The organism is Streptomyces sp. NPDC051219, assembly GCF_040682335.1.
Taxonomy (GTDB): domain Bacteria; phylum Actinomycetota; class Actinomycetes; order Streptomycetales; family Streptomycetaceae; genus Streptomyces.
This window is the reverse complement of sequence record NZ_JBFBAS010000006.1, coordinates 226,084-247,180: the sequence shown is the minus strand read 5'-3', so window position 1 is coordinate 247,180 and position 21,097 is coordinate 226,084. Positions and strand designations below refer to the sequence as shown.

The 21,097-nt window shown below is 71.5% G+C and carries 18 protein-coding genes and 5 pseudogenes; 10 read left to right on the top strand and 13 right to left on the bottom strand.

The features are described 5' to 3' along the window. Window positions 1-282 precede the first annotated feature (282 nt). Entirely contained in the window at window positions 283-1,122 is an 840-nt protein-coding gene (locus tag AB0M62_RS10735; RefSeq protein WP_366073775.1) for an aldo/keto reductase, read from the top strand. 45 nt (window positions 1,123-1,167) lie between these two features. Here AB0M62_RS10735 and AB0M62_RS10730 read toward each other — a convergent pair whose 3' ends face one another. After that, entirely contained in the window at window positions 1,168-1,806 is a 639-nt protein-coding gene (locus AB0M62_RS10730; protein ID WP_366073787.1) for a vitamin K epoxide reductase family protein, read from the bottom strand. A gap of 268 nt (window positions 1,807-2,074) precedes the next feature. Next, entirely contained in the window at window positions 2,075-2,287 is a 213-nt protein-coding gene (locus AB0M62_RS10725) for a DUF6381 family protein (RefSeq protein WP_366073774.1), read from the bottom strand. 267 nt (window positions 2,288-2,554) lie between these two features. Here AB0M62_RS10725 and AB0M62_RS10720 point away from each other — a divergent pair. Continuing rightward, window positions 2,555-2,862, top strand: a pseudogene (locus tag AB0M62_RS10720) (RICIN domain-containing protein); the annotation flags it as partial. A gap of 75 nt (window positions 2,863-2,937) precedes the next feature. On the opposite strand, the gene AB0M62_RS10715 reads toward AB0M62_RS10720, so the two are convergent. Continuing rightward, on the bottom strand, window positions 2,938-3,597 hold the full coding sequence (locus AB0M62_RS10715; RefSeq protein ID WP_366073773.1) for an SRPBCC domain-containing protein: 660 nt from the start codon (window positions 3,595-3,597) through the stop codon (window positions 2,938-2,940). Between the two features lie 119 nt (window positions 3,598-3,716). After that, a complete protein-coding gene (locus AB0M62_RS10710) occupies window positions 3,717-4,676 on the bottom strand; it encodes an NADP-dependent oxidoreductase (RefSeq protein ID WP_366073772.1) in 960 nt (319 codons plus the stop codon). Between the two features lie 103 nt (window positions 4,677-4,779). On the opposite strand from AB0M62_RS10710, the gene AB0M62_RS10705 reads away from it, so the two are divergent. Continuing rightward, on the top strand, window positions 4,780-5,757 hold the full coding sequence (locus AB0M62_RS10705; RefSeq protein WP_366073771.1) for a helix-turn-helix domain-containing protein: 978 nt from the start codon (window positions 4,780-4,782) through the stop codon (window positions 5,755-5,757). Here AB0M62_RS10705 and AB0M62_RS10700 read toward each other — a convergent pair. Further along, window positions 5,736-6,678, bottom strand: a pseudogene (locus tag AB0M62_RS10700) (AraC family transcriptional regulator). The gene AB0M62_RS10705 and the pseudogene AB0M62_RS10700 overlap by 22 nt on opposite strands. An 80-nt stretch (window positions 6,679-6,758) precedes the next feature. Here AB0M62_RS10700 and AB0M62_RS10695 point away from each other — a divergent pair. Together AB0M62_RS10695 and AB0M62_RS10690 are read left to right on the top strand one after the other, a co-directional pair. Beyond that, the gene (locus tag AB0M62_RS10695; protein WP_366073769.1) at window positions 6,759-7,601 is read left to right on the top strand and encodes an NAD(P)H-binding protein; all 843 of its coding nucleotides are present in this window, start codon (window positions 6,759-6,761) and stop codon (window positions 7,599-7,601) included. Between the two features lie 69 nt (window positions 7,602-7,670). Continuing rightward, a pseudogene (locus AB0M62_RS10690) lies at window positions 7,671-7,814 on the top strand (DUF1266 domain-containing protein); the annotation flags it as partial. Between the two features lie 42 nt (window positions 7,815-7,856). Here the strand turns inward: AB0M62_RS10690 and AB0M62_RS10685 are convergent. Next, a complete protein-coding gene (locus tag AB0M62_RS10685; RefSeq protein ID WP_366073767.1) occupies window positions 7,857-8,588 on the bottom strand; it encodes a class I SAM-dependent methyltransferase in 732 nt (243 codons plus the stop codon). A gap of 5 nt (window positions 8,589-8,593) precedes the next feature. Beyond that, entirely contained in the window at window positions 8,594-8,899 is a 306-nt protein-coding gene (locus AB0M62_RS10680; protein ID WP_366073766.1) for a 4a-hydroxytetrahydrobiopterin dehydratase, read from the bottom strand. Between the two features lie 178 nt (window positions 8,900-9,077). On the opposite strand from AB0M62_RS10680, the pseudogene AB0M62_RS10675 reads away from it, so the two are divergent. Together AB0M62_RS10675 and AB0M62_RS10670 are read left to right on the top strand one after the other, a co-directional pair. Continuing rightward, window positions 9,078-10,852 (top strand): annotated as a pseudogene (locus tag AB0M62_RS10675) (FAD-dependent oxidoreductase). A gap of 26 nt (window positions 10,853-10,878) precedes the next feature. Next, window positions 10,879-11,718, top strand: a complete 840-nt coding sequence (locus AB0M62_RS10670; RefSeq protein WP_366073764.1) for a helix-turn-helix transcriptional regulator — start codon at window positions 10,879-10,881, stop codon at window positions 11,716-11,718. An 11-nt stretch (window positions 11,719-11,729) separates the two neighbouring features. On the opposite strand, the gene AB0M62_RS10665 is transcribed toward AB0M62_RS10670, so the two are convergent. After that, window positions 11,730-11,888, bottom strand: coding sequence for a hypothetical protein (locus AB0M62_RS10665; protein ID WP_366073788.1), 159 nt, complete (start codon window positions 11,886-11,888; stop codon window positions 11,730-11,732). Between the two features lie 423 nt (window positions 11,889-12,311). Here AB0M62_RS10665 and AB0M62_RS10660 point away from each other — a divergent pair, with 423 nt between their 5' ends. Continuing rightward, window positions 12,312-13,859, top strand: a complete 1,548-nt coding sequence (locus AB0M62_RS10660; protein WP_366073786.1) for an RNA polymerase sigma factor — start codon at window positions 12,312-12,314, stop codon at window positions 13,857-13,859. A gap of 288 nt (window positions 13,860-14,147) precedes the next feature. Here the strand turns inward: AB0M62_RS10660 and AB0M62_RS10655 are convergent, their stop codons facing one another. The 4 genes and pseudogenes from AB0M62_RS10655 to AB0M62_RS10640 form a co-directional block, all read right to left on the bottom strand. Continuing rightward, a complete protein-coding gene (locus AB0M62_RS10655) occupies window positions 14,148-14,360 on the bottom strand; it encodes a DUF4287 domain-containing protein (protein ID WP_366073763.1) in 213 nt (70 codons plus the stop codon). A gap of 122 nt (window positions 14,361-14,482) precedes the next feature. Next, window positions 14,483-15,781, bottom strand: a pseudogene (locus AB0M62_RS10650) (hypothetical protein); the annotation flags it as partial. 65 nt (window positions 15,782-15,846) lie between these two features. Next, entirely contained in the window at window positions 15,847-17,922 is a 2,076-nt protein-coding gene (locus AB0M62_RS10645; RefSeq protein WP_366073762.1) for an alkaline phosphatase family protein, read from the bottom strand. Between the two features lie 90 nt (window positions 17,923-18,012). After that, window positions 18,013-18,417, bottom strand: a complete 405-nt coding sequence (locus tag AB0M62_RS10640; RefSeq protein WP_366073761.1) for a hypothetical protein — start codon at window positions 18,415-18,417, stop codon at window positions 18,013-18,015. A gap of 128 nt (window positions 18,418-18,545) precedes the next feature. Between AB0M62_RS10640 and AB0M62_RS10635 the strand changes: the two genes are divergently transcribed. Together AB0M62_RS10635 and AB0M62_RS10630 are read left to right on the top strand one after the other, a co-directional pair. Beyond that, entirely contained in the window at window positions 18,546-19,319 is a 774-nt protein-coding gene (locus AB0M62_RS10635; RefSeq protein WP_366073760.1) for an MBL fold metallo-hydrolase, read from the top strand. 8 nt (window positions 19,320-19,327) lie between these two features. Further along, window positions 19,328-19,957, top strand: a complete 630-nt coding sequence (locus AB0M62_RS10630) for a VTT domain-containing protein (RefSeq protein WP_366073785.1) — start codon at window positions 19,328-19,330, stop codon at window positions 19,955-19,957. On the opposite strand, the gene AB0M62_RS10625 is transcribed toward AB0M62_RS10630, so the two are convergent. Then, window positions 19,905-21,077 (bottom strand): MBL fold metallo-hydrolase, encoded by a 1,173-nt coding sequence (locus tag AB0M62_RS10625; protein WP_366073759.1) that lies wholly within the window; start codon window positions 21,075-21,077, stop codon window positions 19,905-19,907. The two genes, AB0M62_RS10630 and AB0M62_RS10625, sit on opposite strands and share 53 nt — an antisense overlap. Window positions 21,078-21,097: the final 20 nt, after the last annotated feature.

Genomic DNA, 21,097 nt, shown 5'->3' with positions numbered 1-21,097 from the left:
GGTCGACGCCTACCTCCGCCGCATCAAGGCCAAGCTCAACATCAACAACACGGCGGAACTCACACGCCTGGCCATCTCCCTCGGCCTGTGACACCTCCCCGCCCGGGCGGGGGAGACATCGCCCTGCTCCTCACCAGCTTCCAGCAGACCGGCGAATGACCGGGACACCGCCGCCCCTGCCGGCCAATGCACCTCGAGCCGATCTGCGAACGGGAATGCGCCGCGCGGTGTGATCGTTGACGATGGGCGTACCACATCGACGACCTAAGGATTCGACCGCTCGTGAGCCAGGTCCCCAACATCACCCTCAACAACGGCGTAGCGATGCCCCAGCTCGGCTTCGGTGTCTGGCAGGTGCCGGACCACGAGGCCGCGAAGGCCGTCGGCACCGCTCTCGAGGCCGGGTACCGCAGCATCGACACGGCAGCGATCTACGGCAACGAGAAGGGCACCGGCAAGGGGCTCGCCTCCTCCGGAATCGACCGCGAGGAACTTTTCGTCACCACCAAGCTGTGGAACGCCTCCTCGCGGACATGGACGCGCGACAGCGTGCTGCGGGAGTTCGACGGCTCCCTCGACAAGCTCGGCCTCGACTACATCGACCTGTACCTCATCCACTGGCCGCGGCCGATGACGGACGACTACCTCACCATCTGGCGTGCCTTCGAGGAGATCGCCAAGAGCGGCCGCGCCAAGGCCGTCGGCGTCTCGAACTTCCAGCCGGCGCATCTGCGGCGCCTGCTGGACGAGACGTCGGTCGTTCCCGCCGTGAACCAGATCGAGCTGCACCCGCGGCTTCAGCAGTCCGCGCCGCGGGCGTTCCACGCCGAGCACGGCATCGCGACCGAGGCCTGGTCGCCGCTGGGCCAGGGCAAGGGACTGCTCGACGTACCGACGATCATCGCCATCGCCCAGAAGCACGGCCGGACTCCGGCCCAGGTCGTCCTGCGCTGGCATGTACAGACCGGCAACATCGTGATCCCCAAGTCCGTGACACCATCTCGGATCAAGGAGAACTTCGACATCTTCGGTTTCGAGCTGGATGGCGAGGACGTCGCCGCGCTCACGGCCCTCGACTCCGGTGACCGGCTCGGGCCCGACCCGGACGAGTACGACTTCTGAGAGACGGCAGGGCCGGCCCGGACGGGCCGGCCCTGGTCGCGTACGTCAACTGATCCAGAAGTCCCACCAGCGCGTCAGGATCAGCATCCCGACGCCGCCGATCCACACCACCGGCGCAACCCAGTGAAACTCCAGCAACCCATTGCGCAGCCCGGCAGGCGCCGGGACGAAGCCGTGCCGGACGTTGTGCGTAGTGACGTAGCAGAACATCACGATCGTGGCGACCCAGGCCAGACAGCACCACAGGCACAGCGAGTTGATGGTGTAGAGCGACTGGTACTGGAGCCAGGTGCAGAAGCCGACGCCGAACAGCGTGCCCGCGTTCAGCCCCAGCCAGAACCATCGCCGGTGGCGCGCTCCCGCCAGCAGGCCCACACCGATGGCGACCACCATCGCGTAGGTGACCAGTCCCAGCATCGGGTTGGGGAAACCGAACGCCGACGCCTGCGCGCTCTTCATGATGTTGCCGCAGGAGACAACCGGGTTGAGACTGCAGCCGGGAACGAAGTCCGGATCGGCCAGCAGCTTCAGCTTGTCGAGCGTGATGATCCACGAAGCGAGCAGACCCGCCGCGCCCGTGAGCACCAGCAGCCAGGCGAAAGCCCGTCCACCGCCGACGGCGGCCTCGCGGCTCGCCCCCGCCCGGCCGGGCAGGGCGTCATCGCCACCCGACACCTGCGTCATCACGCTGTCCCGCTGCATCCGAAGCCCGTTCGGCACGTCGACCCACCTTCACCAAATGAGGTCATGACGCTACTCGCCGGACATGGCCTCGCGGTCCTCACCACGGCCGGATTCACCGAAACGAAGGGGCCCCACAGGACGTACGTTCACCTCGCCCCGCGGCGCCCCGCCCCCGCCCCACCGCACAGACGGCCCCCAACGCATCCCCTGGCAGGGAGCGTTGGAGGCCGTCCGACATCATGTGGTGAGGTGCTGCCTCACTCCGGGGCTACTTCTCCCGGCCGCGGGTGCCCTGCGACCGGTTTCCGCCGGCACCGGGGTTCTGGCCCTGCCGCTCGGTCTGCTCCTGCAGACGGCGAGCCTGCTCCTGAAGCTTCTGGCGCTCCTGCGGGTCGGTCGCGCGCTCCGCGGCCTCCTTCAACTGCTGGGCCTTGTCGCGCATCTGCTGCGTACGGTTACCGGATTCGCCTGCGACGCTCATAGTCACTCCTCGGACTGTAGGGAGAGCGGGCTCCATCAGCGAACCAGGGTCCCGGTTCCGCCGCATCTCGGAGCGTCACCGTCCGTCACTCAACGCGTCTGACGTGCCAGAACGCACCTGGCCGGCTCCGGGCGGATCGACCGGCGGACAGCATCAGTTGGCAAACCAGTTCACGCCCAGGCCGGTCTCGGCTCCGCCCGGCCGGCGTGGTCGTGGTCCACTCCGTCACCCACGTCGGTGAGCACCGGCTTCAGTTCCGTCCCGCCGCCGGTGCACAGCGGCGGTGGGCTGTATCACCTGGTCAACGCGGGCAGCGGGAAGCGCCTGGACGTCGCCAACGCGTCGACCGAGAAGGGCGTGAGGATCCAGCAGTGGAAGGCCAACAATTTCGGCGCCCAGGAGTGGATCATCGAGCAGCATCTCGACGCGCCGGGCACGGTCACGCTGATCAGCTACATCAGCGGGCTGCTGCTCGAAGTCGCCGACCACAGCCTCGACGAGGGCGCGGGCATTCAGCAGTGGGAGGACACCGACTCCCCCTCCCATGGTGGCGGTTGGAGCCCGTCAGCGCCTGACCCCGGCTCAGGAGGCGTGCCTCATGGGTGATCCGCCCCCTGGAACGCGCTGCCCGGTGATCCGGAGGACACCTTTCACGCAGTCACCTCGGCATCGGCCACGGCCGCCCTCCAACGCGCGGTCCAGCGCTCCCGCAGAGCCGCGCGGGCCCGGTCGTCGAGTCCGTACGCACTCACCGTGAGGCTCACCGGCCCCGGTCCGCCGTCCGGCAGCGGCTGCTCGGCGGTCGCCGCCAGCAGATGGCCCTCCTCGTCGACCACGACACGGGCGAACCGGCTCTCGTGCCAGTCCTCCTTGGCGGTCTCCGCCACCACGCCGAGCAGTTGCGGCCCGCTCGCCCGGCCGGTCAGGCACAGCGTGCTGCGGCGCTCGCCGGGATGGCGTTCCAGCAGGAAGCGGAGCTGCTGGAAGAAGACGCGCCAGCCCTCTTCGACGGCGTCGTAGCGGTCCGGATCGGTCCCGGCGGGAAGCGGCTGCGTGGTGACGACACGCACGGTCGTCCGGCCGGGACGACCCACGAGGCCGATCTCCTGCCCCCCGTCGAGGACAACGCGGTCGGGCGGCTGGGGCTCGGCTCCGTTCACGAAGATGGCCTCGATCTCGGCCGGCAGTCCCTCGTAGTCCCAGCCGAACCAGTCGCGGATGAGGTCGGGTTCCGTCAGGGCCCGCCATACGGTGTCGGCGGGGGCCCCGATCGTCGTCTCGACACGGAAGGGCTTCTGCTCCTCGGCCATCGCACTGCTCCATTCGCTGAGCGCACTTCGACGCTACCGCCGCAGCCGCCCCCGTAGTAAGTGGCCACCGCGGGGAGCGGCCGCAGGTGTACTACCCGCGCGCCACTACGGGACGGCCACTACGCGAGCACCGAGAGGACGATCTTGCCGGTGGTCCGGCCGGTCTCCCCCACCTCATGGGCCTTCGCCGCCTCCGCCAGCGGGAGTACGGTGTCGATCTCCGGCCGCAGCTTCCCCGCGTCCACCAGGGCGGCGATCTCCTGCAGCCCCGCGCAGTCCGGCTCCACCAGGGTGAACCCGGTGCGTACGCCGGCCCGCGCGGCCTCCGCCGCGGGCGGTACCGCGTCCGGCGACGGGAGCGTGATCAGCGTGCCGCCCGGGCGGAGCACCCTCAGCGACCGCGCCCCGTAGTCGCCGCCGACGGCGTCCATGACGACATCCACGTCCTGTACCGCCCCGGTGAAGTCGGTGCGCGTGTAGTCGATCAGCTCATCCGCGCCCAGTTCCCTGAGCCGGGCGTGCTTGGCCTCACGCGCCGTGCCGATCACGTACGCGCCGCGCGCCTTGGCGATCTGTACGGCGAGGTGGCCGACCCCGCCCGCGGCGGCATGGATCAGGACCCGCTGCCCCGCGCGCAACCCGGCCGTCCCGGTCAGGGACTGCAAGGCGGTGAGCGCGGCGAGCGGCAGCGCGGCGCTCTGCACATGGTCGAGGGCGGCCGGCTTGCGGGCGAAGTGCCGGGCGGGACCGGTGACGTACTCCGCGTAACCGCCCGCCTGGCGCGGGAACTCCGGCATGCCGAAGACCTCGTCGCCGGGGGCGTAGAGCGTCACACCGAGGCCGACGGCCTCCACGACGCCCGAGACGTCGTAGCCGAGGACCGGGGTCCGGGCCCACATCCCGAAGCCGCCGGTGGCGCGCGACTTCCAGTCCACCGGATTGACCCCGGCCGCGTGCACCCGGACCAGGATCTCCGTGGGGCCGGGCGTCGGGCGCGGGAGGCGTACCTCGGTGAGGACGTCGGGGCCTCCCCACGCGACCGGAGTGATCGCTCGCATGGTGGGGGTCGTCTCGCTCATCGGGAAGTGCCCTTCGTTCGTCGGTTGGGGTGTGCACCCACTGTGCGCGGAGGCCGGCCGCCCCGACATTGGCCAGATGGCCATGATGTGACAAGATCTGGCCATGACCTCCCTCCATCGTGTCGTCGTACTCGCCGCCGAGGGCGTCGTCCCGTTCGAGCTTGGCATCCCCGCACGGATCTTCGGTGCCTGCGAGTACGCGGCCGGAACCCCGCTCTACGAGGTGCTCGTCTGCACTCCGTCCGGCGGGCCCGTGCACACCGACGCGGGCTTCTCGATCGCCGTCGACCACGGGCCGGAGGCGCTGGCCACCGCGGACACCGTGATCGTCCCGCCCAGCCACGGCCTCGGCGCCCTTTACGAGGACGGCCGGCTCGACGAGGAGCTGGCGTCCGCCCTGGCACGGATCCGGCCCGGCACACGCATCGTGTCCATCTGCACAGGGGCGTTCGTGGTGGCTGCCGCGGGCCTGCTCGACGACCGGCCGGCCACCACCCACTGGAACGAGGCGACGAACTTCAAGCGCCTCTTCCCGCAGGTCCGGGTGGACGAGGAGGTGCTGTTCGTCGATGACGGCGACATGCTGAGCTCGGCCGGGGCGGCCGCAGGTGTCGATCTCTGTCTGCATCTGGTGCGACGCGACCACGGAAGCGCGATCGCCAACCGGGTGGCCCGGATCTGTGTCGTCCCGCCCTGGCGGGACGGCGGCCAGGCCCAGTACATCGAGCGTCCGGTCCCCGCGCCCTCCACGGCGACCACCGCCGCCACCCGCGCCTGGGCGCTGGAGCGGCTGGAGCGGCCCCTGACCCTCGGAGAGCTGGCCGCACACGCCCGGATGAGCGTGCGTACCTTCACCCGCCGGTTCCGCGACGAGGCGGGGGTGACGCCCGGACAGTGGCTGACGGCACAGCGCGTCGAGCTGGCCAAGCAGCTGCTGGAGACGAGTGACCTGCCGATCGACCACATCGCCGACCGCGCGGGATTCGGCAGCGCGAACTCACTGCGCCAGCACCTGCGTACGGCCATCGGAGTCTCACCGGCCGCGTACCGGCGGACCTTTCACACCGCAGAGGTGGGCTGACCTGTGCGGTGCTCCTGCGGGCTGATCCCGCGCACCCGCTTGAAGGCCGAACTCAGCGCGAACGAACCGCTGTAACCGACCTTCCTCGCCACCGCGTCGACCGTGGCGTCCGTGGTCCGCAACAGGTCCGCGGCGAGTGAGAGACGCCAGCCGGTGAGGTACGCCATCGGCGGCTCCCCGACCAGCTCCGTGAAGCGACGTGCCAGCGCCGCCCGCGACACCCCGCTCTTCGTCGCCAGCAGGGCGACCGTCCAGGGATGCGCCGGGTCGTTCTGCAGCAGCCGCAGCGCCTGGCCCACCACCGGGTCGCCCAATGCCCGGTACCAGCCGGGCGCTTCGGCATCCGGCCGGGAGAACCAGGCGCGCAGGGCGGAGATGAGCAGCAGGTCCAACAGCCGGTCGAGCACCACTTCCTGCCCCGGCTCGTCCCGGCCGATCTCCTCGTCGAGCATCGGCGCGAACGTGCAGGCGCACAGTTCGGCCGGCAGATACACCAGGGGCGGCAGCGCGTCCAGCAGCCGCCGGCTGACCTCACCGTCCATCTGGTAGGTGCCGACGAGCAGCGCGGTCGCGCCCTCGGCGCTGTCGCCCCACATCCGGACGCCCAGTTCCATCACCAGGCCCAGCGGGTCCCCTTCCGGCGTGCTGCACTGACCGCCGGGATGGATGACGACCCTGGGCGGGGTCTGCGGATCGTCGGAGACCGTGTACGGATCGGGGCCGCGGGCGATCGCCACATCGCCGGGCCGCAGTCTGACCGGGTCGCCGGAGTCCGGCAGGATCCAGGCCTCGCCGCGCACCACGGACATCAGACAGATCGGCGCCCGGTCCTCGATCCGTACCGGGGGCGTTCATCACCATCCGGAGCAGGAAGGCTCCCCGTGCCCGCGGTCCCTCCAGAAGCCCCGTGAGTGCGTCCATGGAGCCAGCGTAGACGCACGGACATGCGATTGAGGCTGTGGAGCATGGCTCGTCCACGGCGCGGCGGCGACGCTTGAGCCATGACGGAAAACGTGAAGCAGGGGACGGTGTTGGTGACGGCGGCCACGGGCAAGACCGGTCGCCGCGTGGCGGAGCGCCTCGCACAGCGCGGGGTGCGGGTGCGGGCGGGTTCCCGTACCGGAGAGGTTCCCTTCGACTGGGAGGACGACACGACGTGGGCGCCGGCGCTGCGCGGCGCCGATGCGGCGTACGTCGCGTACTACCCGGACCTGGCGGCTCCCACGGCGGCGGACGCGTTGCGGACCTTCGGCCGGCTGTCGGTGGAGAACGGGGTGCGGCGGCTGGTGCTGCTGTCGGGTCGCGGTGAGCCGCAGGCAGTGACCGCGGAGGAGGCCGTACGCGAGTCCGGTGTCGAGCTGACGGTCGTACGCGCCAGCTTCTTCGCGCAGAACTTCAGCGAGGGATTCCTGGCGGACGGCCTGGTCGGCGGCGAACTGCCGTTCCCCGCCGGAGAGGTGGCGGAACCCTTCATCGACGCGGATGATCTCGCCGACGTCGTGGTCGCCGTCCTCACCGAGGACGGGCACGCGGGTGCGGTTCATGAAGTCACAGGTCCGCGGGCGCTGGCCTTCCGGGAGGCGGTGGCGGAGATCGCCTCCGCCACCGGGCTCACGACCACCTATGTCCCGGTCTCGGGACCCGAATACCGCGACCTCCTGGAGCAGTTCGGCCTGCCCGCCGACTTCGCGGCCTTCGCCTCGGAACTGTTCACGTTCCTCCTCGACGGCCACAACACGCCGACCACGGACGGGGTGAAGCGAGTACTGGGCCGCGAGCCGAGGGACTTCGCGGACTATGTGCGCACGGCGGTCGCGGCAGGCGCGTGGGGCAGTCGGGAGTAAGACAACAGCAGGAGCAAGGCAGGGGCGGGCTCAGGAGTACAGGGCACCGACCTCGCGCGCCGTCCTGTGGACTTTTCCGCCGGCTACATCCTCGGCCGGGTGCTCCGGTTCGACGACGAGGAGTACGGCCCGTACTACGAGACCGCCCTGAACGCCCACCGCCTTCTCACGCAGGCCGAGGGCAGCCCGTGGCGCAACATCCCCTGGCGGTGATCTCAGCGGGGCCGCCGGCTCAGCGACCGCCGGCTCAGCGGCTCAGCCGCGCTTGCGCAGGGCCAAGAGCCGGTAACGGGGGTCCGGCCGGCGTTCGCCGGGTGCCGGCAGGGCGGTCAGTTCCGCCGCCAGGCGCTCGGCCGCCGGCCCTCGGACGGCGATACGAGTGGCGTACCGGCCCTTCAGCAGCGCGCTCGCGACGGCGCGGGGCGAGCGGCCCTGGCCGTGGCCGGTGAACCGGGCCTCGGCCACGGGTGCCAGGCCGTGCGCGGCGGCACACGCCTCGACGCGGTCCGTCCTGTCGTAGGCCTCGGCCGTCCGGTGCGGGGCGAGCACCTCGTCGATGTCGCTGCCCACATCGTGCGCGTCGTCCTTGTCGACGGTGGTGAGAAACACTCCGCCCGGCCGCAGCACCCGCGCGGCCTCGGCCACCACCGCGTCCGCCTGCGGCACGAGGTGCAGCAGCCACACCGCGCTGACCGCGTCGACTGCCGCGGCCGGGAACGGCAGCCGCCGGACATCGGCGAGCACCACGCCGCCGCCGAGGCGGCCCTTCGCAATACGGGCCATGCCGTACGAGGCGTCGGCGCCCAGCACCCGCAGTCCCGGCCGCGCCAGACGGCTGGTGACGATGCCGGTGCCACAGCCGATGTCGAGCAGGGTGCGGGCCTGGCCGGGGACGAGACCGAGCACCGCGCCCGCCGCTGCCTCGGCCCGTGGGGTGCCGCCGCGCGAGGCGTCGTACGCGGCCGCCTCGGTGTCGTAGTCGAGCATCCGGCTCAGCGCGCGCCGTGGCCGCCGGCGATGTCCTCCACCCGCTGGGCGAGTTCGAAGTCCTTCACCGTGACCGCGTCGCCGGCGCTGTGCGTATTCACGGTCAGCGCAAGGGTGTTGTATCCGAGGGTGAGGTCGGAGTGGTGGCCCAGCTCCTCCTGGATCTGGGCGACGTGCACGGCCATCGCGGCCGCCGCGAAATGTGTGCCCAGTTGGTACGTACGGGCGATCCTGTCCCCCTCCAGCGCCCATCCCGGGAGCTCCCTCAGCCGGTCCTCGATCTCCTTCTGGGACAGCGGCTCGGTGGCCATGGCCTGGCTCCTTCCGGGACTGGGGGTCGTCTGGTCCCAGCCTGCCACAAGGCGGCCGGGAGAGAAGGATTCGCGCCATTGTGCGAGTGGGCCCGCGCGCGCCTTCCGGGTCGAGGGGGGTGCCCATATGCTCCTGCGCCGGACGTGACTGTTACCGGTGGTAGGAGGGGGACGCGTCATGGCCCGTACGGGCAGCACTCGACGGACGTTCGTGGCCGGCGCGGCAGCGGCCGCCGGCACAGCCGCGGCGCTCGGTCCGGCAGGCGGGGCGGCCGCCGCGCCGCGCGCACCGGGAGGGCCGCCTTCGGTGGCGGTGCTCGGCGGCGGAGTAGCCGGGATGACGGCGGCGCACGAACTGGCCGAACGCGGCTTCGCCGTAACGGTCTACGAGCGCAGGGCGCTGGGCGGCAAGGCCCGCAGCATGGACGTCCCTGGCAGCGCCCGAGGTGGTCGCAGGCACCTGCCCGCCGAACACGGCTTCCGCTTCATCCCCGGCATCTACCACAACCTCCCCGACACGTTCCGGCGCATCCCCTTCCCCGGTAACGCGGACGGCGTGTGGGGCAACCTGGTGGCGCCCAAGGAGATGATGTTCGCGCGGACCGGCCGCGAGGATCTTCGCGTTCCGCTGCCCTGGGCGGGCGAGGAGCCGGCGGAGCTCACGCCGGACGAGCTCCGGCGAGCCGTGACCGCCTTCCTCGGCACGGCGTTCCGGCTGCCGCCGCACGAGACCGCGTACTTCGCGAACCGCTTCCTCGTCTTTCTCACCAGCTGCGACGAGCGGCGCAACGCCCAGTGGGAGCGCAAGCCGTGGTGGGACTTCCTGCGGGCCGGGCAGATGTCGGACGACTACCAGCGCATCCTGGCCGTCGGCCTGACCCGCAACATCGTCGCGACCAAGGCCGAGGAGGCCAGCACCCGGACCGTCGGCTCCCTGCTTGAGGCATTCGTCTTCAACGCGCTGGGCCGCGGGGCGGACGGGCCTCTCGACCGGATCCTGAACGCCCCGACCAACGAGGCGTGGATCGACCCGTGGGAGGCCCATCTGCGCGGCCTGGGCGTGGAGTTCCGGATCGGCTGGACGGTACGCGAGCTGAAGCTCGGCTCCGGACGGATCTCGGCGGCGGTGATCGAGGACCCGCAGGGTGTACGGCAGTCGGTGACCGCGGACCACTACATCTCGGCGATGCCGGTGGAGCACGCCCGCCGGACCTGGGGAGCCGAACTGCGGACCGCGGATCCGCAGCTCGCCCGCTGCGACCGGCTCCAGACCGATTGGATGACCGGCATCCAGTTTTATCTGACCGAGCGGACACCCATCCTGCACGGCCATCTCAACTGCATCGACTCGCCCTGGTCGCTGACCGCCATCGCACAGGCCCAGCACTGGCCGGGCCGGGACTTCCCGGCCGACTACGGCGACGGCATGGTGGCCGAGTGCCTGTCGGTCGACATCTCCGAGTGGGACAGGCCGGGAATCCTGTACGGCAGAACGGCGAAGCAGTGCACCCGTGAGGAGGTCGCCCGCGAGGTGTGGGCGCAGCTCAAGGCGACGGTCAACGACACGGGGCGGACGGTCCTGAAGGACCGCACACTGCACTCGTGGTTCCTGGACCGGGCGTGGACGGGCTCGGCACCCCGAACCCCACCAACGTCGACGAGCTGCTGATCCACCCGGTGGGCACCTTCCACAACCGGCCGAGTGCCGCGACGCGGATTCCCAACCTGTTCCTGTCCGGCGACTATGTGGCCGTCGACATCGACCTGGCGACGATGGAGGGCGCCAACGCCTCGGCCCGGCAGGCCGTCAACGCCCTCCTGGAGCGGACCGGTTCAGGCGCCGAGCGGTGTACGGTCACCCCGCTGTACCGGGCGCCGGAGCTGGAGCCGTCGAAGCGGCATGACCGGCTCCGGTACCGGCTCGGCCTGCGCAACCTCTACGACCTCGGGTAGGAACGCCGCTCGGATACCGTCGTCCCATGACCACAGCTGTGACGGACACCGCCGTCGGCCCGCTGCTCCGGAGCTGGCGGGAGCGGCGCCGGATCACCCAGCTGGAGCTGGCGATCCGCGCCGACTCCTCCGCCCGGCACATCAGCTTCATCGAGACCGGTCGCGCGCGGCCCAGCCAGGAGATGGTCCTGCGCCTCGCGGACCACCTCGACGTACCGGTCCGGGAGCGAAACGCCCTGCTGCTGGCCGCAGGTTACGCCCCGCGGTACGCCGAGACGCCGCTGGACGACCCGGCCATGGGCGCCCTGCGGGAGGGGATGGAACAGCTGCTGCAGGGCTACGAGCCGTATCCGGCGCTCATCGTGGACGGGACGTACACCGTGCTGGCCGCCAACCGGGGCATCGCCATGCTGCTCGACGGGCTGCCCGGCCATCTGCTGGCCCCGCCGCTGAACGCGATGCGACTCACCCTCCACCCGGAAGGCCTGGCTCCGAAGATCCGCAATCTGCGGGAGTGGCGGGGGCATCTGCTGTCCCAGATGGAACGCCAGATCGCCATCATGCGCTCGGACGCGCTGCGCGCCCTGTACGACGAAGTCGCCGCCTACCCCCTCCCGGAAGCGGGGGACGACACAGCGACGGCCCCGGCCACGGGCACCGCCACGCAGGACTCGCTCGCGCAGTCCCCCGTTCCGCATTTCGCGCTGCCGTTGCGGATCGAGCACGATGGGCACCTGCTGTCCTTCGTCTCGTCCATCTCCACCTTCAACACCCCGATGGATGTGACGGTCGCCGAGCTGGCCATCGAGACGCTTCTCCCGGCCGACCCGGCGACTGTGAAGTACCTGCGGTCGACGACGCCTTAGCGCCGTGGCCTTCAGCGGGCGGCGCGCAGGGCCAGATGCTGCAGTACGGCGAAGCCGGCGACCGTCATGGCCTGCACCGGAATCCACACGGCGCCGGCCGTGGTCGGCGAGAACCACAGGGCGAGCGCCGCCCCGGCCCTCAGGAGGCCGTCGATTACCTCGTAGGTCATGCGCCACGCCCGGCGGACCCTTCCTCTGGGTGTGCCGGGCGGCTCCGCCCGCTCGGCGGCGCCCGGCGGGAAGGGCCGCCCGCACTCCGGGCAGCCGGGTTCGGCCGGTATCCGGTATCCGGGCGATCACCACCAACCGGGCAAACCACATCAAATACCGGGGGCCCGTCGGCTCGACCACGCGGTTTCCGCATGCGCGGCCCTCCGGCAGCGGAGTCCGGGCGTCTGCACGGCATGATGGAGAGACTCCTCCACCGGCCGCAGATGATGTCCGGCGGAGCAGCGTGGCGCAGGTCACTCAATTCAGGCCGTAACGAATCGACTCGGGCACACGATGAACCTCCAGGTGTCGTCGTGCAGCCCCGTCTCGCGCTTGAGCGACTTCGCCCGCCCGCCCTTACTGCTCGCTACGAGAGGCTCCTTGTGTCGCTCAGCCCGTCCCGCACGTTTCCTCCGGAGATCGCCGAATCCGAGTCCCTGGTCGCGCTCATCGAGCGCGGCCGGAGTCAGGGACACGTCAACGGCGATGACGTGCGCCAGGCCTTCGAAGCGGGCCGCATCCCGATGGACCAGTACAAGCGTGTCCTGCGCAGCCTCAACCAGGTCCTCGACGAGGAGGGCGTGACACTCCTGGTCACCGCCGCCCCGGCGGCGAAGACGGCCGTGAAGCGTCCGCGCAAGACCGTCGCACGGGACGAGGTGAAGCGCCCCGTCAAGAAGACCGCGGCCGCCCGCCCGTCGGGAACGGTGAAGAAAGCGGCCACGGTCAGGGCTGACGCCGTACCGTCGTCCACTATGGCTGCGATATCGGAGAAGCACGAAGAGCTCGAAGTACCGGCCGAGAAGAAGGCGGCGCAGAAGCGGACGGTCAAGACCGCCGCGAAGAAGACCGCGGCCAAGAAGACCGCCGCCAAGTCGGAGGCCCCCGAGGTCGACGAGTGGCCCGAGGAGACCGCCGCCACCGATCGCGACGAGGAGCTCGCCAAGCCCGAGGGCCAGGGCTTCATCCTGTCCGACGAGGACGAGGACGACGCCCCCGCTCAGCAGGTCATGGTGGCCGGCGCCACCGCCGACCCCGTCAAGGACTACCTGAAGCTGATCGGGAAGGTCCCGCTCCTCAACGCCGAGCAGGAGGTGGAGCTGGCCAAGCGCATCGAGGCCGGCCTCTTCTCCGAGTACAAGCTGGAGGAGGAGGACGAGCCGAAGCCCACGTTCCGACGTGAGCTGGAGATCCTCGTCGAGGACGGCCGCCGCGCCAAGAACCACCTGCTCGAGGCCAACCTCCGGCTCGTGGTTTCGCTGGCCAAGCGCTACACGGGCCGCGGCATGCTCTTCCTGGACCTGATCCAGGAGGGCAATGTCGGTCTGATCCGCGCGGTGGAGAAGTTCGACTACACCAAGGGCTTCAAGTTCTCCACGTATGCCACCTGGTGGATCCGCCAGGCGATCACCCGCGCCATGGCCGACCAGTCGCGCACCATCCGTATCCCGGTGCACATGGTCGAGATCATCAACAAGCTCGCGCGCGTCCAGCGCCAGATGCTCCAGGACCTGGGCCGTGAGCCCACGCCCGAGGAGCTCGGCAAGGAGCTCGACATGACCCCGGAGAAGGTCGTCGAGGTCCAGAAGTACGGTCGCGAGCCGATCTCGCTGCACACCCCGCTCGGTGAGGAGGGAGACAGCGAGTTCGGCGACCTCATCGAGGACTCCGAGGCGGTCGTGCCGGCCGACGCGGTCAGCTTCACCTTCCTCCAGGAGCAGCTGCAGTCCATCCTCGGAACGCTCTCCGAGCGCGAGGCGGGCGTGGTGTCCATGCGCTACGGGCTGAACGACGGCCAGCCGAAGACGCTGGACGAGATCGGCCGGGTGTACGGCGTGACGCGTGAGCGCATCCGCCAGATCGAGTCCAAGACGATGTCGAAGCTGCGCCACCCGTCGCGTTCCCAGGTGCTGCGGGACTACCTCGACTGAGTCGCAACGCGCCGAGGAGGCCCTGACCAGCACTTTGGTGCGGGTCAGGGTTTTTTCGGCGGTGAGCAAGGGCGACCGGATGCTGAAGGCGTCGGCGGCGGCGTCCTGAGTCAAGGGGGCACGACAGCTACCGTGCGTATTCGCGGGACTGGTCTGGAGTCGCGGACTGCTCGGTCGAGATAGGGCAGCATTCTGCCCGACCCCGGGCGACGCCGCGGCCTCCCGCGGATGATCGTGCGGGAGACCGCCGGTCTGTCTGAACTACTTCGTGCCGGGGCGCAGGAAGGCTCACTTGGCGCTGTCTTCGGTGAGGGTGTGCGCGACAAGGGCGTTGGCGTGGCCGTGCCCCAGTCCGTGCTCGGTCTTGAGCCAGGAGACGAGCTCCATGTGCTTGGTCAGCGGCGAGGAGCGGATCAGGTCCTTCCACGCCGCGATCGGGCGGCCGTACTTCTTCTCGATCGCAGGAAAGTAGCTGGCAGGGCCCTTCACGCTGTCAGTCATCTGTGCTGTGTCCCATCTCTGTGTGCAGTGATCTTGAATTGTTGCCTCGCCCTTCCGTCCCGGGCAAGGCCGCAGAGGCGCTACTGCGGTGATGCCGCCGCCGGACCGCTCAGCCGGACTCTCTACGTCACGCGGAAGACCGGCCCGCGGGCCGTGAAGGGGAGGGCGGCGCCCTGCGGGACCAGGAAGGCGTGTTCGCGCCGGACCCGCAGAACGTCGCACGCGCCGTCGGTGATGACCAGCAGGGGCGCGGTGGGCGGGAAGTCGTCGGCCCGTTGGAGCAGGTCGATTCCCGGCTGCAGGACGGTGCCACCGCGCCCGCGTACCCGGACCTTCCCCGCGATCTCGGTCGGCGGGAGGTAGCCCGCGTCGTACGGGGCCGCGTCGCAGAAGACGACCCGGGCGGCCGGCACGTCGCGGGCCTCCGCGTACGAGGCGATGGCGCCCAGCGCCTTGCCGAGCAGCGCGGGCTCCATCGAGCCGGACGTGTCGAGCACGACGCCGAACGTGCAGCGGGCGATCTCCTCGGGCGGGAAGTACCGGCCCGCCCGGGGGATGTCCGGGGTGGCGGCCTGCCGGCGCGCGGGCCGGGCGTAGCTGCGTACCGGCTGCGGTCGCGGCACGTAGTCGGCGGCCACATTGAAGAGGAAGGGGTCCCGGGCGCCGCAGCGCTCACCGTGCCGCAGGGCGGCGTGCAGCATCTCGTGGCCGAGGATGAACCGCCACTCCTCGTCGGCGTACCGCCGGAGCGGATTCACGTAGATCTCGCCGGCGGCCGCGTTCACCGCGGCGACGGAAATGCCGTGCGCGCGGGCCAGTTCCGCGTCGGCGACCAGCGTCATGCCGGCCGCGATCCCGCCGAGCAGCGGATACGAGGAGACGAACCAGCTCAGTGCCCGGTCCCAGGGCTGCTGCCGGATCCGTTCACCGCTCTGGCTGTCCCGGCGCCCGCCCGCGACGTCCATGGCGGCGGACACGGTCCGGGTCAGCGCGTGGGCGAAGGCCAGCTGCCAGTCGGGCGGCGGGTCGTTCCACCGGTGCCACGCGGTGAGCAGCTGGTCCGGCGCGCCGCCCGCCGTACCGCAGCGGTCGTAGGCGGCGGGGATGCCGTCGCGCCGCCAGCGCGCCGCGATCTGCTCTTCGTCGCCGCCCGGGTAGCCGGCCGGCAGGTGGTCGGGCGCCCGTCCGACGGGGAACGTGAGCAGGAAGCGGTTGACGACGACGCAGCGGGCGGCCAGGTCGTGGCGGTCGGGCTGTTCGCGCTCCCGCCCGCTCTCGGTCCTGGCCGCCGGGACATGGCCGAATCCCAGATGCAGGAAGCAGTGCGCCAGGGCCCAGGCCCACTCGGCCGGTTCGGCGCGGAGGGTGGGGTGGACATGGACGGTGCCGTTGGAGTCGACGGACGCGAGGCCGTACTTGGGCTCCGGCACGTACTGATGTCCGGCGGTACGTGGTGTCCGGCCGGACAGTGTGGGCGGCAAGCCCCCTACGCCGCAGCCGATTTTCCCTGGTCCTCCACCGTTCCAAGAGGCACCTGGGGGCCGTCGCTCTCCCGCAGCCAGCGGCGCAGCACGCGGTGCAGCCGCTCCGCGCCGACCAGTTCGCCGCCGTCCGGCACCGGCTCGGAGAGTTCGGCGGGCCACAGCAGGAAGGGGCGCGCCTGCTCGCCGCCCAGCCCGCCGTGCGAACCGATCTGCTCCTCGAAGGCGTGCACATCGCCGGTTCGGGGGTCGTAGCTGGAGTTGACCATGATGTCGGCGACGTGCGGGAAGGCGTCGGTGCGGCGGACCAAGTCGGCCGTGCCCGGCCCGAAGGCGGCGAGCGGGCCGCGGTCAGCCGGTCCCTCCTCGTCGAGTCGCAGTTCCGCCCCGTGCGCGCCCAGCACCAACGGCCCGTGCTCCGCGCTGCGTACGAGCAGGAAGCCGATGCCCGGATGGTTGGCGAGGGTGCTCAGGAGCGCCGGATGGCGGCGCTCGATCTGCTCGCGGGTCATCCGCTGCGGCACATCGGGGAACGAGATCAGCCCCAGGTTCCCGGAGGCGAGCACGACCGGGTCCGAGCCGCGCGCCGGATGCGTCTCCTCCTTGGCCCCCTCCACCGGCCGGTGCAGCGCGGCCAGCACGGCGGCGCGGGCCTCGGCGCCGCTGTGGGTGCGGCCCGCCCGGCGGGAGACGGGGAGCCCGCAGCCGGCCCGGACCAGGTCCTTGAGCCTGAGGCCGTACTGGCTGTGGAAGCTCTCTCCCGGACTCTGGCCGTGGTCCGACAGCAGCACGATCCGGTAGGTGCGCGCGGCGTGCTCGGCGACCTTGACGATGAGTTCGAGGGACCGGTCGAGCCGTTCCAGGACCTTCTCGGCGTCCCGGCTGCGCGGCCCGGAGTGATGGGCGACCTCGTCGTACGCGACGAGATCGGCGTAGACGGCGGCACGCCCGGCGAGCATGTCCCCCATCACCGCGGCCACCACGACGTCCCGTTCGACGACGGTCGCGAAGGCCCGGATGAAGGGGTAGAGGCCGCCGCGCCCCACGCGCGGCCGGTCGCCGCGCAGCCGGGACCGGGTGGACTGGAAGATCTCGCGGCCGGCTTCGGCGACGAAGGACAGCGCGGTACGCACCGCGTTGGCGGGGTCGGAGAAGTAGGCGAAGTATCCGGCGCGCGAGCGGTTGGCCCGGCCGCGCCGGGCGGCGACGGAAAGCACCAGGGCGAGTTGGTCGGCGCCGCCGCTGAACAGGTTGCCCCGGCTGGCCCCGTCCACGGTGAGCAGGCCGCCGTCGCCGGTGCGCATGATCGCGCGACGCTGGAGTTCGGCGGCGCTGGTGGGCCGGTTGCACACCATGACGTCGCCGGTGTCCTTCTCGTACCAGCGGAAGGCGGGGACGTCGTGGTTGGAGCCGTGCAGGATGCCGAGCTGGCTGGCGCCCGTCTGGCTGGACCAGTCGGTACGCCAGGGGGTCAGGCGGTGACTGCGGGACAGCAGACGCGCGACGGTCGGCATGAGTCCGCGCGCGACGGCGTGCAGCAGCATCTCGTGGCCCACGCCGTCGAGTTGGAGGAAGACCGTGCCGGGCGGGTCACTGCGCCCGCCGTCCTCACCGCGTCTGCGCCGCCTCCGGTGGGCGAGGCGGGCCAGCCTTCGCCGGTAGGCGTTGTCGTCACGGACGGCGAGCGCGGTGGAGGTCGTCGATGCGACGGCGGACATGACGGCGGCGACGACCACCGCCGTCTCGACGTCGGCCTCGCCGCGGCCGTCCGGGATCAGCCTCAGGGCGATCAGCAGCAGCGAGCCGTTGAGGAAGAAGACCAGAACTCCCAGCACCAGTGCGGGAACCAGCAGCAGGGCGCGCACGAGCACGGGCCAGACAAGTGCGCTCAGCAGGCCGAATGCGCCCGCGCCCCAGGCTGCGGTGACGGCGATGCGGGTGGGGCTGTCCCCGTCGTCGGACTGGAGCTGGAAGTCGGGCAGGAGCCCGGCGAGCACCAGCATGGTCACGGTGGACACCGCCCACACCACGATCACCCGCAAGAGGGCACTGCCGGCGGCCCGCAATCGCCCCTCGACCACGTGTTTCCCACCTCACGTCCGGCCCGCATCAGGCGCACGGACCCGGCTCCCAGCCTCGCACAGCCGCCGGCTCCGGTGCCGGGCGGAACGTCAGCAGCCGTCGTAGCCGGCCGTCGGCATGGACAGCCGGCGGTGGACCTCCGCCTTCATCGCCGCGTCGTAGGCCGGCTCGTCCATCCCCACGGTCTCCAGCCGCACGCCCCGCCGCTCGCACTCGGCGGTGAACTCCGGCACCGACTTCAGCGCGCGTTCCAGCACCCGGTGGTTGGGCGCGACGAACAGGTCCACCTGTCCGGCCTCGACGTCCGACCAGAGGCCGCAGTGGTCGGGCCGGAGTCCGTAGATGAGCAACTGGCGTGTCACGACGTAGCCCTTGTCGGCGGCCCAGCGGGCGCACATGGCGTGCTGGCTGCGTGTGTCCACGACAAAGGGATCGCTGTCCAGTTCTTCCAGCGGTGTCAGGCTGGCGATCGCAGCCACCTGAACATCAGCCATGACGTCCCCTTCTTCCGGGCCCAGGCGCAAGACCCTACTCCGGTACCCGGTCCACGAGGAGGCGCACGCCCCGGCGCTCGGGCCCGTAGGCTCGTACCGTCAGGCGCCAGCGTGGGAGGAGGCCGTGCGTGCCGGTGGAGATCACCTGGTGGGGCCATGCCACCTGTACGGTCGAGGACTCCGGTGTCCGTGTCCTGACCGATCCGCTGTTCGCCCGGCGGCTGGCGCATCTGCGCCGGCGCCGGGGTGAACTGCCGCCGCCCGAGGCCGCCGTCGCCGAGGCGGTGGTCGTCTCGCACCTGCACGCCGACCATCTGCATCTGCCTTCTCTGGCGCGACTCGCGCCCGGCACGCGGCTCATCGTGCCGCGCGGCGCGCGGCAGGCGGTGCCACGGCTGGGAAGGCTGTCCGGACTGCGCGTCACGGAGGTCGCGCCCGGCGACGAGGTGCGGGTGGCGGACGTAGTCGTACGGGCGGTGAGCGCGCGGCACGACGGGCGCCGGCTGCCTGTCGGACCCCACCGCTCCCCCGCTCTCGGCTTCGTGGTCAGCGGCGAGGCCCGGACGTACTTCGCGGGCGACACCGGACTGTTCGAGTCCATGGCCGACGAGGTGGGTCCCGTGGACGTGGCTCTGCTGCCGGTCGGCGGCTGGGGCCCCTACCTGGGGCACGGGCATCTCGACGCGGGCCGCGCGGCGGAGGCGCTCGCCCGGATCGCGCCGCGCAGTGCGGTGCCCGTGCACTACGGCACGTACTGGCCGATCGGCATGGGCGCGGTCAGACCGCACGAATTCCATTCCCCGGGCGAGGAGTTCGCCCGGTACGCGGCCCGGCTCGCACCCTCGGTAGCCGTGCACCGGCTCGCCCACGGCGAGAGCGTCCGGCCGGGGGCCGTCCGGTGATTCCGGAAGTGCTGCGGGAGGCCGTGGAGCAGGTTCAGCAGGTACCGCCGGAGACGACCCGGCAGGCGGTGGGCCTGCCGGCGCTGTTCGTGCTGGTGGTCATCGGGGCGCTGGTGCCGGTGGTGCCCACGGGGGCGCTGGTCAGTTCGGCCGCCGTCGTCGCCCTGCACCAGACGTTCCCGTTCGCGCTGCTGTTCGTCTTCGGGGTCGCGGCCCTCGCCGCGTTCCTCGGCGACATCGCGCTGTACTGGCTCGGGCAGCGGGGGGTCCGCTCCAAGAACGGCTCGCGGTGGCTGGCCAGGCTACGCGGCCGCGCCGCCCCGGAACGGGTCGCCCAGGCCCAGCGGGGGCTCGAGGAGCACGGGGTGCTGGTGCTGGTGCTGTCCCGACTGGTGCCCGCCGGGCGGATTCCGGTGATGGTGGCATGCCTGATGGCCGAGATGCCGCTGCGCCGCTTCGTCCGCGGTGACGCGCCCGCGTGCCTGGCCTGGGCCGCGACGTATGGGCTGGTCGGCATCCTCGGCGGCTCACTGTTCGCCGAGCCCTGGCAGGGCGTGGTGGCGGCGGTGGCGCTGGCGCTGCTGCTCAGCGGCGCACCGGCGCTGTGGCGCCGGGTGCGGACCTACGCGTCCGGTTGAGCACCCGAGAGGCGCCGACGGGCAGGTCCCAGAGCGTCTCTCGGGGGCGGCCGGCCTTCTGCCAGGCGGCGCGGACCCGGGTGAGCGGTTCCAGTACCGGTTCGGCGGACAGAACGAAGGTCGCCCAGTGCATCGGAGCCATCCGGTGTGCGCCCAGGTCGAGACAGGCCCGGACCGCTTCCTCGGGGTCGGCGTGCACGTCGCGCAGCCACCACCGCGGGGCGTACGCGCCGATGGGCAGCAGGGCGAGGTCGATGCCCGGGTGACGGCGGCCGATTTCGCCGAACCAGTGCCCGTAACCGGTGTCGCCGGCGAAATAGACCCGTTGCCCGGTCCGGTCGCTGAGCACCCAGCCGCCCCAGAGGGAACGACAGGTGTCGAGGAGGGTGCGCTTGGACCAGTGGTGGGCGGGCACGAACTCGAAGCGCACGCCGCCGGGGGCGCCCAGTTCGGCCGCCTCCCACCAGTCCAGTTCGGTGACGGTGGTGAAGCGGCGGCGCCGGAACCAGCGGCCCAGCCCTGCCGGCACGAAGAGGGGCGTGGTTCGCGGCAGCCGTCGCAGGGTCGGGGCGTCCAGGTGGTCGAAGTGGTTGTGGCTGATGACCACGGCGTCCACCGGCGGCAGGTCTTCCCAGCGCACCCCGACCGGGGTGATCCGGGCCGGAGTGCCGAGGATCTTGCGGGACCAGACCGGATCGGTCAGCACGGTGAGTCCGCCGATCCGGATCACCCAGCTGGCGTGCCCGGCCCAGGTGACGGCGACGGTGTCCGCATCGACGCGCGGCAGTGAGCCGGGGGCGTAGGGCAGCTGGGGGATTCCGTTCAGGCCGGCCGTGCCGGGGCGGATGTCGCCCTCGCGGGCCAGCCGGGCGAAGGCCCTGACGCCCGGGAGCGGGGCGGTGAGCCGGTCGGCGAAGGAGGGTGGCCAGGTGCGGATCTCTCCGACGGGCCGGAGGCCGGTGCCGGGCCGGGAGCCGGACGCGGTGCCGGGCCGGGAGCCGGGGTCTGCGGGGTGCGTCGCGGCGGCGTTGCCGCCGTCCGGCACGGCCGGTCCGCCCGCCCGCCCTCCGCGCCGGTCCGCCCGGCCGGTCTGCTCCGTCTGTTCCGTCTGTTCCGTCATCGAAATGGCTCCCTTCGGTG

Excerpts from the sequence above, each read along its gene's own strand:
- AB0M62_RS10705 (WP_366073771.1), top strand. The coding sequence starts at position 4,780 with ATGACCTCCCTCCATCGTGTCGTCGTACTCGCCGCCGAGGGCGTCGTC.
- AB0M62_RS10685 (WP_366073767.1), bottom strand. The coding sequence starts at position 8,588 with ATGCTCGACTACGACACCGAGGCGGCCGCGTACGACGCCTCGCGCGGC.
- AB0M62_RS10665 (WP_366073788.1), bottom strand. The coding sequence starts at position 11,888 with ATGACCTACGAGGTAATCGACGGCCTCCTGAGGGCCGGGGCGGCGCTC.
- AB0M62_RS10670 (WP_366073764.1), top strand. The coding sequence starts at position 10,879 with ATGACCACAGCTGTGACGGACACCGCCGTCGGCCCGCTGCTCCGGAGC.
- AB0M62_RS10680 (WP_366073766.1), bottom strand. The coding sequence starts at position 8,899 with ATGGCCACCGAGCCGCTGTCCCAGAAGGAGATCGAGGACCGGCTGAGG.
- AB0M62_RS10710 (WP_366073772.1), bottom strand. The coding sequence starts at position 4,676 with ATGAGCGAGACGACCCCCACCATGCGAGCGATCACTCCGGTCGCGTGG.
- AB0M62_RS10695 (WP_366073769.1), top strand. The coding sequence starts at position 6,759 with ATGACGGAAAACGTGAAGCAGGGGACGGTGTTGGTGACGGCGGCCACG.
- AB0M62_RS10625 (WP_366073759.1), bottom strand. The coding sequence starts at position 21,077 with ATGACGGAACAGACGGAACAGACGGAGCAGACCGGCCGGGCGGACCGG.
- AB0M62_RS10715 (WP_366073773.1), bottom strand. The coding sequence starts at position 3,597 with ATGGCCGAGGAGCAGAAGCCCTTCCGTGTCGAGACGACGATCGGGGCC.
- AB0M62_RS10640 (WP_366073761.1), bottom strand. The coding sequence starts at position 18,417 with ATGGCTGATGTTCAGGTGGCTGCGATCGCCAGCCTGACACCGCTGGAA.
- AB0M62_RS10730 (WP_366073787.1), bottom strand. The coding sequence starts at position 1,806 with ATGACGCAGGTGTCGGGTGGCGATGACGCCCTGCCCGGCCGGGCGGGG.
- AB0M62_RS10655 (WP_366073763.1), bottom strand. The coding sequence starts at position 14,360 with ATGACTGACAGCGTGAAGGGCCCTGCCAGCTACTTTCCTGCGATCGAG.
- AB0M62_RS10725 (WP_366073774.1), bottom strand. The coding sequence starts at position 2,287 with ATGAGCGTCGCAGGCGAATCCGGTAACCGTACGCAGCAGATGCGCGAC.